This is a genomic window from Streptomyces capillispiralis (assembly GCF_007829875.1).
Taxonomy (GTDB): Bacteria; Actinomycetota; Actinomycetes; order Streptomycetales; family Streptomycetaceae; genus Streptomyces; species Streptomyces capillispiralis.
Genome location: NZ_VIWV01000001.1, coordinates 3,335,251 through 3,348,634 on the forward strand (window position 1 = coordinate 3,335,251; position 13,384 = coordinate 3,348,634).

General features: G+C 66.8%; 8 protein-coding genes. All 8 read right to left on the reverse strand.

Translation table 11 applies throughout. The annotated features are described in order from the left end of the window. Positions 1-109: 109 nt before the first annotated feature. Entirely contained in the window at positions 110-2,236 is a 2,127-nt protein-coding gene (fusA, locus tag FHX78_RS13915) for an elongation factor G (protein WP_145867756.1), read from the reverse strand. Between the two features lie 39 nt (positions 2,237-2,275). Then, positions 2,276-2,746: a 30S ribosomal protein S7 gene (gene rpsG / locus FHX78_RS13920; RefSeq protein ID WP_003992340.1), complete on the reverse strand. Its 471-nt coding sequence runs from the start codon at positions 2,744-2,746 to the stop codon at positions 2,276-2,278. A 2-nt stretch (positions 2,747-2,748) separates the two neighbouring features. Next, positions 2,749-3,120, reverse strand: coding sequence for a 30S ribosomal protein S12 (rpsL, locus tag FHX78_RS13925; RefSeq protein WP_003948652.1), 372 nt, complete (start codon positions 3,118-3,120; stop codon positions 2,749-2,751). Between the two features lie 296 nt (positions 3,121-3,416). Continuing rightward, complete coding sequence (locus tag FHX78_RS13930) at positions 3,417-3,983, reverse strand: DUF1707 and DUF4190 domain-containing protein (protein WP_229923832.1); 567 nt, start codon at positions 3,981-3,983, stop codon at positions 3,417-3,419. A 171-nt stretch (positions 3,984-4,154) separates the two neighbouring features. Beyond that, positions 4,155-8,054: a DNA-directed RNA polymerase subunit beta' gene (locus tag FHX78_RS13935; protein WP_145867757.1), complete on the reverse strand. Its 3,900-nt coding sequence runs from the start codon at positions 8,052-8,054 to the stop codon at positions 4,155-4,157. A 94-nt stretch (positions 8,055-8,148) separates the two neighbouring features. Next, a complete protein-coding gene (gene rpoB / locus FHX78_RS13940; RefSeq protein WP_145867758.1) occupies positions 8,149-11,634 on the reverse strand; it encodes a DNA-directed RNA polymerase subunit beta in 3,486 nt (1,161 codons plus the stop codon). A gap of 597 nt (positions 11,635-12,231) precedes the next feature. Further along, positions 12,232-12,615, reverse strand: coding sequence for a 50S ribosomal protein L7/L12 (gene rplL, locus FHX78_RS13950; protein ID WP_030823471.1), 384 nt, complete (start codon positions 12,613-12,615; stop codon positions 12,232-12,234). A 123-nt stretch (positions 12,616-12,738) separates the two neighbouring features. Next, positions 12,739-13,269, reverse strand: a complete 531-nt coding sequence (gene rplJ / locus FHX78_RS13955; protein WP_145867759.1) for a 50S ribosomal protein L10 — start codon at positions 13,267-13,269, stop codon at positions 12,739-12,741. Between the last annotated feature and the right edge of the window lie 115 nt (positions 13,270-13,384).

Here is a 13,384-nt window from a genome sequence, read left to right on the forward strand (position 1 = left end):
CTGGGAAACCCGGACCCGGGACGTTCCCTCACCATGGTGACGGAACGTCCCTTGCAGGCTCCGGGGTCAAGCCTAAAGCGTGTGAACGGGGTCCGTTGAACGGAGTCCGCTACTCGCCCTTGGCCTTCGCGATGATCTCCTCGGCGACGTTCCGGGGAACCTCGGCGTAGGAGTCGAACTGCATGGAGTAGCTGGCCCGGCCGGACGTCTTGCTGCGCAGGTCGCCGACGTAACCGAACATCTCCGAGAGGGGCACGAGACCCTTCACGACGCGGGCACCCGCCCGCTCCTCCATGGCCTGGATCTGGCCACGGCGGGAGTTGATGTCGCCGATGACCTCACCCATGTAGTCCTCGGGCGTGGTGACCTCGACGGCCATCATCGGCTCCAGGAGCACGGGCGAAGCCTTGCGCGCGGCCTCCTTGAAGGCCTGCGAACCGGCGATCTTGAACGCGAGTTCCGAGGAGTCGACCTCGTGGTAGCCACCGTCGATGAGCGTGACGCGGACGCCCGTCATCTCGTAGCCGGCCAGGATGCCGAACTGCATGGCCTCCTGCGCACCGGCGTCCACCGAAGGGATGTACTCCTTCGGGATGCGGCCACCGGTGACCTTGTTCACGAACTCGTACGAGGCGTCGCCGCCCTCGATGGGCTCGATCGCGATCTGCACCTTGGCGAACTGACCGGTACCACCGGTCTGCTTCTTGTGGGTGTAGTCCACGCGCTCGACGGCCTTGCGGATCGTCTCGCGGTACGCGACCTGCGGCTTGCCGACGTTGGCCTCGACCTTGAACTCACGGCGCATACGGTCGACCAGCACCTCGAGGTGCAGCTCGCCCATACCACCGATGATGGTCTGGCCGGTCTCCTCGTCCGAGTGGACCTGGAAGGACGGGTCCTCCTCGGCCAGGCGCTGGATCGCGACGCCGAGCTTCTCCTGGTCGCCCTTCGACTTGGGCTCGATGGCGACCTGGATGACCGGCGCCGGGAAGTCCATGGACTCCAGGATCACCGGGTTCTTGTCGTCGGACAGCGTCTCACCGGTGGTGGTCTGCTTCAGGCCCATGACGGCGACGATGTCGCCGGCGCCCACCGACTCGATCTCCTCACGCTTGTTCGCGTGCATGCGGTAGATCTTGCCGATGCGCTCCTTCTTGCCCTTCACGGAGTTCAGCACGGCGGTGCCGGACTCCAGGCGGCCCGAGTAGACCCGGACGAAGGTGAGCTTGCCGAGGTGCGGGTCGCTCATGATCTTGAAGGCGAGCGCGGCGAGCGGCTCGTCCTCCGACGGCTTGCGCCGGACGACGACCTCGGGGTCCTTGACGTCGTGGCCCTCGATGGCCTCGACGTCGAGGGGGGTCGGCAGGTAGCGCACGACCGCGTCGAGCAGGGGCTGGACGCCCTTGTTCTTGAACGCGGTACCGCAGAACACCGGGGTGACCGTGGTGTCGCTGGACTTGCCGGAGGCGATGGTGATGCGACGGATCGCGGCGTACAGCTGCTCCTCGGTGGGCTCCTGGCCCTCCAGGAACAGCTCCATGATCTCTTCGTCGTTCTCCGCGACGGCCTCGACCAGCTTGCCGCGCCACTCCTCGGCGGCCTCGGTGTGCGTGGCCGGGATGTCGACGACGTCGTACATCTCGCCCTTGGCGGCCTCGGCGGACCACACGAGCGCCTTCATGCGGACCAGGTCCACGACGCCCTTGAAGTCGGCCTCGGCGCCGATCGGGAGCTGCATGACGAGCGGCTGGGCGCCCAGGCGGTCCGAGATCATCTCCACGCAGCGGTGGAACTCGGCGCCGGTGCGGTCCAGCTTGTTGACGAAGCAGATGCGCGGCACGCCGTAGCGGTCGGCCTGACGCCACACCGTCTCGGACTGCGGCTCGACACCGGCGACACCGTCGAACACCGTCACGGCACCGTCGAGCACACGCAGGGAGCGCTCCACCTCGACGGTGAAGTCGACGTGCCCCGGGGTGTCGATGATGTTGATGGTGTAGTCGTTGTCCTCGAGCGGCCAGTGACAGGTGGTGGCAGCAGAGGTGATCGTGATGCCACGCTCCTGCTCCTGCTCCATCCAGTCCATGGTGGCGGCGCCGTCGTGGACTTCACCGATCTTGTAGGAAACGCCGGTGTAGAACAGGATCCGCTCGGTGGTGGTCGTCTTGCCCGCGTCGATGTGGGCCATGATCCCGATGTTGCGGACCCTGGCCAGGTCAAGCGAAGTGGTAGCCATGAGGCTTCAGTCTTCTCTCGGTCTCGATGGGGTCTGCGACTACCAGCGGTAGTGCGCGAAGGCCTTGTTGGACTCGGCCATCTTGTGCGTGTCCTCGCGCTTCTTCACAGCGGCACCGAGGCCGTTGGAAGCGTCGAGAAGCTCGTTGAGCAGACGCTCGGTCATGGTCTTCTCGCGACGGGCGCGGGAGTAACCGACCAGCCAGCGCAGCGCGAGCGTGTTGGCGCGACCGGGCTTGACCTCGATCGGAACCTGGTACGTCGCACCACCGACACGGCGGGACTTGACCTCGAGGGTCGGCTTGATGTTCTCCAGCGCGCGCTTCAGCGTGATGATCGGGTCGTTGCCCGTCTTCTCACGCAGACCCTCCATGGCACCGTAGACGATGCGCTCGGCGGTGGAGCGCTTGCCGTTCAGCAGCACCTTATTGATGAGGGAGGTCACCAGAGGAGAACCGTAGACCGGGTCGATGATGACCGGGCGCTTCGGGGCGGGGCCCTTACGAGGCATTCTTACTTCTCCTTCTTGGCGCCGTAACGGCTGCGAGCCTGCTTGCGGTTCTTGACACCCTGGGTGTCGAGGGAACCGCGGATGATCTTGTAGCGAACACCCGGCAGGTCCTTCACACGGCCGCCGCGCACGAGCACGATGGAGTGCTCCTGCAGGTTGTGTCCCTCACCCGGAATGTAAGCCGTGACCTCGATCCCACTGGTCAGACGCACACGCGCGACCTTACGCAGGGCCGAGTTCGGCTTCTTCGGGGTGGTCGTGAACACACGCGTGCAGACGCCACGACGCTGGGGCGAACCCTCGAGTGCGGGCGTCTTGTTCTTCTCGACCTTGTCCTGCCGGCCCTTGCGGACCAGCTGCTGGATCGTAGGCACTACTTCTCCGGTTTCTGTGTGCCGAATGGTGAAGCTAACCTGGAACGTCGCCGACCCACGCGGTCGGGTGTGTCGAATCCCGCGGACTTCCACCGCAAGGCGGAAGAAAGCGCGGATTGCGGTGGCCGTTGACCGGCCTCCGGTGCGGTGTGATGGCACGCACGAAGGCCAGGGCACACCCCAGGCACAAGGTCTGAGCGTACCTACCGCATTCGCTGCGGTCAAAACAAATGGGGCCGGACCGCCCACCCGCGCGGGACACGTCACAGGCACGGGCAACCGATGATCTTCGATTGTCAGCCGGCCGCCAGGGCCAGGGCGAAGGAAAGGAACATCAGCACCGCCCACCCCGCGTTCGCCAGCCAGCCGAGGGCCAGCCCGGTCAGCGCCAGCCCGTCGCCCTCCTCACCGGTGCGCGCGATCTCCGCGCGCGCCATGTGGCCCAGGACGACCGCCGGGATGCCGGTGAGCCCGAAGGTGACCAGACAGAGCCCTCCGCAGACGGCGGAGGCGACCGCCTTGCCGTTCACCCGCGCCCGGGGCGCCGGCAGGAACACCGCGGGCACCGCGTACGGGGCCTGCGGCGGGACGGGGCCCTGCGGCAAGTCGGCCACCAGCAGCGCCAGCTCCCCCACCGTACGCGCCGTGTACGCCCGCTCCACGCGCCCGTCGAACTCGGCCTTCTCCAGCCGTCCCTCGCCGTACCCGGCTCTGAGCACGTCGACGGCCCGCTCCCGGTCGGCGTGCGAGGCGCGCATCGACGGCCCGGCCTGCCCACCCCACGGCTGCGGCCCGCCCTGCCCCTGCTGCCCCTGCTGCCATGGCTGCCACGGCTGCCCCTGCGGATACGGCGCGTACGACACCGAGCACCACCTCCCCGTCGCACCGGGTCCCTCCATCATGCGCTGGAGCGGACGTTCCGGCACCGGTAGGGACGAAACCGGTCGGCGAACCGGTTCCCGGTACCCGGGGACACGCCGAGGGGCGGCCACCCCGTACGGAGTGACCGCCCCTCAGTGCGTCAAGCTGCCCGCTTACTGGTTGTACGGACCGTAGTCGTAGTCCTCCAGCGGAACGGCCTGGCCGGAGCCCGTGCCGAACGGCGAGTAGTCGATGTCGTCGTAGCCGACGGCCGAGTACATCGCGGCCTTGGCCTCCTCGGTCGGCTCCACCCGGATGTTGCGGTAGCGGGACAGACCCGTACCGGCCGGGATGAGCTTACCGATGATGACGTTCTCCTTGAGGCCGATGAGGCTGTCGGACTTGGCGTTGATCGCCGCGTCCGTCAGCACTCGGGTCGTCTCCTGGAAGGAGGCGGCCGACAGCCAGGACTCCGTCGCCAGCGAGGCCTTGGTGATACCCATCAGCTGCGGACGACCGGAGGCCGGGTGACCGCCCTCCTGGACCACACGACGGTTCTCGGTCTCGAACTTCGAGCGCTCGACCAGCTCGCCGGGCAGCAGCTCGGCGTCGCCCGACTCGATGATCGTCACACGGCGCAGCATCTGCCGGATGATGATCTCGATGTGCTTGTCGTGGATCGACACACCCTGCGAGTTGTAGACCTTCTGGACCTCGCCGACCAGGTGGACCTGGACGGCACGCTGACCCAGGATGCGCAGCACGTCGTGCGGGTTGGTGGCACCCACGGTGAGCTGCTGGCCCACCTCGACGTGGTCGCCCTCGCGGACCAGGACCTTGGCGCGCTTCGAGATCGGGTACGCCGTCTCGTCGCTGCCGTCGTCCGGGGTGACGACGATCTTCTTGGTCTTCTCGGTCTCCTCGATCCGCACGCGGCCGGAGGCCTCGGAGATCGGGGCGACACCCTTCGGGGTACGGGCCTCGAAGAGCTCGACGACACGCGGCAGACCCTGGGTGATGTCGTCACCGGCCACACCACCGGTGTGGAAGGTACGCATCGTCAGCTGGGTACCGGGCTCACCGATGGACTGGGCGGCGATGATGCCGACCGCCTCACCGATGTCGACCAGCTTGCCGGTGGCCAGCGAACGGCCGTAGCACATCGCGCAGGTGCCGACGGCGGACTCGCAGGTCAGGACCGAGCGGGTCTTGACCTCCTCGACGCCGCGGGAGACGAGCTCCTCGATGAGGACGTCGCCCAGGTCGGTGCCGGCCGGGGCCAGCACCTGGCCGTCGACCACGATGTCCTCGGCGAGGCAGCGCGCGTACACGGAGGTCTCGACGTCCTCCGTCTTGCGCAGCACGCCGTCCGCGTCCCGGTTCGCGATCTTGAGGCGCAGACCGCGGTCGGTGCCGCAGTCCTCCTCGCGGATGATCACGTCCTGGGAGACGTCGACCAGACGACGGGTGAGGTAACCCGAGTCGGCGGTACGCAGAGCGGTGTCCGCCAGACCCTTACGGGCACCGTGCGTGGAGATGAAGTACTCCAGCACGGACAGGCCCTCACGGAACGACGCCTTGATCGGACGCGGGATCGTCTCGTTCTTCGCGTTCGACACCAGACCACGCATACCGGCGATCTGACGCATCTGCATCATGTTGCCTCGTGCACCCGAGTTCACCATCATGAAGATCGGGTTGGTCTTCGGGAAGTTGTCGTTCATCGCCTCGGCGACCTCGTTGGTCGCCTTGGTCCAGATCGCGATGAGCTCCTGCGTGCGCTCGTCCTTGGTGATCAGACCGCGCTCGTACTGCTTCTGGACCTTCTCGTCCTGCGCCTCGTAGCCCTTGACGATCTCCTTCTTCGCCTCGGGAACGACGACGTCGGAGATGGCGACGGTGACGCCGGAGCGGGTGGCCCAGTAGAAGCCGGACGCCTTCAGGTTGTCGAGCGTCGCCGCCACGATGACCTTCGGGTAGCGCTCGGCGAGGTCGTTGACGATCTCCGAGAGCTGCTTCTTGCCGACCTCGTAGTCGACGAACGGGTAGTCCTCGGGCAGCAGCTCGTTGAAGAGCGCGCGGCCCAGGGTGGTGTTCAGCCGGAAGCTGTCACCCTGCTGCCACTCGGGCTCGCCCTCCTCGCGCGCCGGCGGGGTCCAGCCGCGGGGCGGGATGGTGCCGACCGGGAAGCGGATGTCGATCCTCGACTGGAGCGACAGCTCGCCCGCGTCGAAGGCCATGATCGCCTCGGCGACCGAGGCGAAGGAACGGCCCTCGCCCTTGAGGTCGCGCATCTCGCCGTCGGTGGTGAGGAAGAACAGACCGAGGACCATGTCCTGGGTCGGCATCGTCACCGGACGGCCGTCGGCCGGCTTGAGGATGTTGTTCGAGGACAGCATCAGGATGCGGGCCTCGGCCTGCGCCTCCGCGGAGAGCGGCAGGTGCACGGCCATCTGGTCACCGTCGAAGTCCGCGTTGAACGCGGTGCAGACGAGCGGGTGGATCTGGATGGCCTTGCCCTCGACCAGCTGCGGCTCGAAGGCCTGGATGCCGAGGCGGTGCAGCGTGGGCGCACGGTTCAGCAGAACCGGGTGCTCCGCGATGACCTCTTCCAGCACGTCGTACACGACCGTGCGGCCGCGCTCGACCATGCGCTTGGCGCTCTTGATGTTCTGCGCGTGGTTCAGGTCGACTAGGCGCTTCATCACGAACGGCTTGAACAGCTCCAGCGCCATCGCCTTCGGCAGACCGCACTGGTGCAGCTTCAGCTGCGGGCCGACGACGATCACGGAACGCGCCGAGTAGTCCACGCGCTTGCCGAGCAGGTTCTGACGGAAGCGGCCCTGCTTGCCCTTCAGCATGTCGCTGAGGGACTTCAGCGGGCGGTTACCGGGACCGGTGACCGGGCGACCGCGGCGGCCGTTGTCGAACAGCGCGTCGACGGCCTCCTGGAGCATGCGCTTCTCGTTGTTCACGATGATCTCGGGCGCGCCGAGGTCGAGAAGCCGCTTCAGGCGGTTGTTGCGGTTGATGACACGGCGGTACAGGTCGTTCAGGTCGGAGGTCGCGAAGCGGCCACCGTCCAGCTGCACCATCGGACGCAGGTCCGGCGGGATGACCGGCACGCAGTCCAGCACCATGCCCTTGGGGCTGTTGCTGGTCTGCAGGAACGCGGAGACGACCTTCAGGCGCTTGAGCGCACGGGTCTTCTTCTGGCCCTTGCCGGTGCGAATGATCTCGCGGAGACGCTCGGCCTCCTCGTCGAGGTCGAAGGACTCCAGGCGCTTCTGCAGCGCCGCGGCACCCATCGAACCGTCGAAGTACGTGCCGAAGCGGTCACGCAGCTCGCGGTAGAGCAGCTCGTCGCCCTCCAGGTCCTGGACCTTGAGGTTCTTGAACCGGCTCCACACCTCGTCGAGGCGGTCGATCTCGCGCTGCGCGCGGTCGCGCAGCTGCTTCATCTCACGCTCGGCACCCTCGCGCACCTTGCGGCGCACGTCGGCCTTGGCGCCCTCGGCCTCCAGCTCGGCCAGGTCGGTCTCGAGCTTCTTGGCGCGGGCCTCGAGGTCGGCGTCGCGGCGGTTCTCGATCTGCTGGCGCTCGACGGAGACGTGGGCCTCCAGCGAGGGCAGGTCGCGGGTGCGGCGCTCCTCGTCGACGTACGTGATCATGTACGCCGCGAAGTAGATGACCTTCTCCAGGTCCTTCGGGGCGAGGTCGAGCAGGTAGCCCAGCCGCGACGGAACGCCCTTGAAGTACCAGATGTGCGTGACGGGCGCGGCGAGCTCGATGTGGCCCATCCGCTCACGGCGCACCTTGGCACGCGTGACCTCGACGCCACAGCGCTCGCAGATGATGCCCTTGAAGCGGACGCGCTTGTACTTGCCGCAGTAGCACTCCCAGTCCCGGGTCGGACCGAAGATCTTCTCGCAGAAGAGTCCGTCCTTCTCGGGCTTGAGGGTGCGGTAGTTGATGGTCTCGGGCTTCTTGACCTCGCCGTGGCTCCACTGACGGATGTCGTCAGCGGTGGCCAGACCGATCCGGAGCTCGTCGAAGAAGTTGACGTCGAGCACTATGCGTCAATCCCTCTCAGGGTTGTAAGTCATGGGGTCTGATACGGGGGTCCTGGGGCCGGCGGCCTTCACGCGGAAGGCCGCCGGACTCCCGTCAGACCTCTTCGACGCTGCTCGGCTCGCGCCGGGACAGGTCGATGCCAAGCTCCTCCGCAGCGCGGAAGACGTCCTCGTCGGTGTCACGCATCTCGATGGACATACCGTCGCTGGACAGCACCTCCACGTTCAGGCACAGGGACTGCATCTCCTTGATGAGCACCTTGAAGGACTCGGGGATGCCGGGCTCGGGGATGTTCTCGCCCTTGACGATGGCCTCGTAGACCTTCACGCGGCCGGTGACGTCGTCGGACTTGATGGTCAGCAGCTCCTGGAGCGCGTAGGCGGCGCCGTACGCCTCGAGTGCCCACACCTCCATCTCGCCGAACCGCTGGCCACCGAACTGAGCCTTACCACCCAGCGGCTGCTGGGTGATCATGGAGTACGGACCGGTCGACCGCGCGTGCAGCTTGTCGTCGACCAGGTGGTGCAGCTTCAGGATGTACATGTAGCCGACCGAGATCGGCTCCGGGAACGGCTCACCCGAGCGGCCGTCGTACAGCCTGGCCTTGCCGGACGGGAGCACCATGCGCTCGCCGTCGCGGTTCGGGATGGTGTGCTGCAGCAGACCCGCGAGCTCGTCCTCACGCGCACCGTCGAAGACCGGGGTGGCGACGTTGGTGCCGGGCTCGACCTGGTCGGCGCCGATGACCTGGAGGCGCTGCGCCCACTCCTCCGCGAGGCCGGAGACGTCCCAGCCGCGGCTGGCGAGCCAGCCGAGGTGGATCTCCAGGACCTGTCCCGGGTTCATTCGGGACGGCACACCCAGCGGGTTGAGGATGATGTCGACCGGGGTCCCGTCCTCGAGGAACGGCATGTCCTCGATGGGCAGGATCTTGGAGATGACGCCCTTGTTGCCGTGACGGCCGGCGAGCTTGTCACCGTCGGTGATCTTGCGCTTCTGCGCGACGTAGACGCGCACCAGCTGGTTCACACCGGGGGGAAGCTCGTCGCCCTCCTCGCGGTCGAAGACGCGCACGCCGATGACCTTGCCGATCTCGCCGTGCGGCACCTTCAGCGAGGTGTCACGGACCTCACGGGCCTTCTCACCGAAGATCGCGCGGAGCAGGCGCTCCTCGGGCGTCAGCTCGGTCTCGCCCTTGGGCGTGACCTTGCCGACGAGGATGTCACCGGCGACGACCTCGGCACCGATGCGGATGATGCCGCGCTCGTCGAGGTCGGCGAGGACCTCCTCGGAGACGTTCGGGATGTCCCGGGTGATCTCCTCGGGGCCGAGCTTGGTGTCACGGGCGTCGACCTCGTGCTCCTCGATGTGGATCGAGGAGAGGACGTCGTCCTGCACGAGGCGCTGCGACAGGATGATCGCGTCCTCGTAGTTGTGACCCTCCCACGGCATGAACGCGACCAGCAGGTTCTTGCCGAGCGCCATCTCGCCGTTCTGGGTGGCCGGACCGTCGGCGAGGACCTGGCCCTCGATGACGCGGTCGCCCTCGTTGACGATGACCTTCTGGTTGACCGAGGTGCCCTGGTTGGACCGGGCGAACTTGGCCAGGCGGTACGTGATGTACGTGCCGTCGTCGTTGGCGGTGGTGATGTAGTCCGCGGAGACCTCCTGGACCACACCCGCCTTCTCGGCCTTGACCACGTCGCCGGCGTCGACGGCGGAGCGGTACTCCATGCCGGTGCCGACGAGCGGGGACTCGGAGCGGATCAGCGGCACGGCCTGACGCATCATGTTCGCGCCCATGAGGGCACGGTTGGCGTCGTCGTGCTCGAGGAAGGGGATCATGGCGGTCGCGACCGACACCATCTGGCGCGGCGAGACGTCCATGTAGTCGACGTCGTCACCGGGGACGTAGTCGACCTCGCCGCCGCGGCGGCGGACCAGGATGCGGTTCTCGACGAACCGCATGTCGTCGTTGAGCGGCGCGTTGGCCTGCGCGATGACGAAGCGGTCCTCCTCGTCGGCGGTCAGGTAGTCGACCTCGTCGGTGACCTGGCCCTCGACGACCTTGCGGTACGGCGTCTCGATGAAACCGAACGGATTGATCCGGCCGTACGAGGCGAGCGAGCCGATCAGACCGATGTTCGGGCCTTCGGGCGTCTCGATCGGGCACATGCGGCCGTAGTGCGACGGGTGCACGTCGCGGACCTCGAAGCCGGCCCGCTCACGGGAGAGACCACCCGGGCCGAGGGCGTTGAGACGACGCTTGTGCGTCAGGCCCGACAGCGGGTTGTTCTGGTCCATGAACTGGGACAGCTGGCTGGTGCCGAAGAACTCCTTGATGGAGGCGACGACCGGCCGGATGTTGATCAGGGTCTGCGGCGTGATCGCCTCGACGTCCTGGGTGGTCATGCGCTCGCGCACGACGCGCTCCATACGGGCGAGACCCGTACGGACCTGGTTCTGGATCAGCTCGCCGACGTTGCGGATGCGGCGGTTGCCGAAGTGGTCGATGTCGTCGGTCTCGACCATGATCGAGCGACCCGACTCGCCGACCGTCTCGGTCTCACCGGCGTGCAGCTTCACCAGGTACTTGATGGTGGCGATGATGTCGTCGGTGGTGAGCACGCCGGCGTCCAGCGGCTCGTCCCCGCCGAGCTTCTTGTTGACCTTGTAGCGGCCGACCTTGGCCAGGTCGTAGCGCTTGGGGTTGAAGTACAGGTTCTCGAGGAGCGTCTGCGCGGCCTCGCGCGTGGGGGGCTCGCCCGGACGCAGCTTGCGGTAGATGTCGAGCAGCGCGTCGTCCTGGCCCTGGGTGTGGTCCTTCTCCAGGGTGGCGCGCATGGACTCGTACTCGCCGAACTCCTCGAGGATCTGCTCGGTGGTCCAGCCGAGCGCCTTCAGGAGGACGGTGACGGACTGCTTGCGCTTGCGGTCGATGCGGACGCCGACCATGTCGCGCTTGTCGATCTCCATCTCCAGCCAGGCACCCCGGGACGGGATGATCTTGGCGGAGAAGATGTCCTTGTCGGACGTCTTGTCGATGCTGGAGTCGAAGTAGACACCCGGCGAACGGACCAGCTGCGACACCACGACACGCTCGGTGCCGTTGATGACGAAGGTGCCCTTGTTCGTCATGAGCGGGAAGTCGCCCATGAAGACGGTCTGGGACTTGATCTCGCCGGTCTCGTTGTTGGTGAACTCGGCCGTGACGAAGAGCGGGGCGGCGTACGTGAAGTCGCGCTCCTTGCACTCGTCGATGGAGTTCTTCGGCGGCTCGAAGCGGTGGTCGCGGAAGGTCAGCGACATCGACCCGGAGAAGTCCTCGATCGGGGAGATCTCCTCGAAGATCTCCTCCAGACCGGACTTGGTGGGGACGTCCTGCCCGTTCTCGAGAGCCTCCTCGACGCGAGCCTTCCACGCGTCGTTGCCGAGCAGCCAGTCGAAGCTCTCGGTCTGCAGCGCGAGAAGGTTCGGAACCTCGAGGGGCTCCTTGATCTTTGCAAAGGAGATGCGCAGCGGGGCGGTGCTGGCAGCGTTGTTCGTATTCGCGGTCGAGGCGTTGCGCGAGGCGGCCAAGAGGGGGTCCTTCCGAGGGCTCGGACTCACTACGCGCGTACCGGCCCCCCACTGTGCACAGAGACAGAGTCCTCTGAATTGGTCAAAGGGCCAGCTCAGAGATCATCTGGTCGTCGGTGCTCGAGCGAGGGCATGCCCCTGGTGACGGGCAGGGGACAGCTAACAGGCAGCGCAAAGGGTCAGTGTAGCCACTTGGCACACTGATGTCCAGTGCGGTGTACGAGACCGGGTAGTGGCCCTCGTTGTTCTCAACTCCTGCGACAAGGCGCTGCCCTCAACGCACGTTGATACTGCCCTCTTTGCCGTCGATCCATGCCTCGGATTCGGATCCTTGTGACGACGCGTCCTGAGAATTGCGCGCTGCGTGCGGTTCGTCAAGGCCCCCTTGCCGTAACCGCCTGCCACCAGGCGAATCTTCGCGGCCCGTGGAGGCACAACGAAGATCACCCTACCCCCCGCCGTCCCGGGTGCAAGGCAGCCGCCGCCGGAGCCCCCGTACGCCGAAGAGCGACCACCCGGATGGATGATCGCTCTTCGGTGCTTACGCGTTACACGCCCGCTGGGGACGCGTGCCGGGCCCCGGGGGCCCGGAGGGTGTTACTTGACCTCGACGGAGGCGCCGGCGCCCTTGAGGGACTCGGCGGCCTTCTCGGCGGCGTCCTTGGCGACCTTCTCGAGGACGGGCTTCGGGGCGCCGTCCACGAGGTCCTTGGCCTCCTTCAGACCCAGGGAGGTCAGCTCACGCACGACCTTGATGACCTGGATCTTCTTGTCGCCGGCACCGGTGAGGATGACGTCGAACTCGTCCTTCTCCTCGGCGGCCTCGGCCGGGGCGGCCGGACCGGCCGGGCCCGCGACGGCCACGGCGGCGGCGGCGGTGACGTCGAACTTCTCCTCGAAGGCCTTCACGAACTCGGAGAGCTCGATGAGGGTCATCTCCTCGAACTGCGCGAGCAGGTCTTCCTGGCTGAGCTTCGCCATGATGGCGGTCCTTCCACTAAATCGGCAGGTGCCGGATGTACGGGGTGAGGCGGGCGTACGTCGGGCCCGCATCGACCCTCACCTCGTGCGGTTCACGCGGCGAGGATCGGAAAGCGAGCCGAATTACTCGGCACCGCCCTGCTCGTCCTGCTTGGCACGGAGCGCGTCCACGGTGCGGACGAGCTTCGAGGGGAGCGCCTGGAAGAGCTGCGCAGTCTGGGTCTGCTTGCCCTTGAAAGCGCCCGCCAGCTTGGCGAGCAGAACCTCGCGGGACTCGAGGTCCGCAAGCTTCTTGATCTCGTCGGCGGACATCGCCTTGCCGTCAAGGACACCGCCCTTGATGACGAGATTCGGGTTGTCCTTGGCGAAGTCACGAAGACCCTTCGCCGACTCCACCGGGTCACCGGTGACGAAGGCGACTGCCGTCGGACCGTTGAACAGGTCGTCGAGCGTCGAGATCCCGGCCTCGTTGGCCGCAATCTTGGTCAGCGTGTTCTTCACCACGGCGTACTGGGCGTTCTCACCGAGCGAACGGCGCAGCTGCTTGAGCTGGGCCACGGTGAGACCGCGGTACTCGGTCAGCACGGCAGCGCTGGAGTTGCGGAACTGGTCCGTCAACTCGGCAACCGCGGCAGCCTTGTCGGGCCTCGCCATAGAGCCTCGGCCTCCTTCCGGGTGATTCGGACCGCGCGGACCCGAAGGAGGACTGGGAAAAACGAAACGCCCCGAGCGCAGGCGCACGGGGCGAAGCTCAACCGGTTGCTCGCGT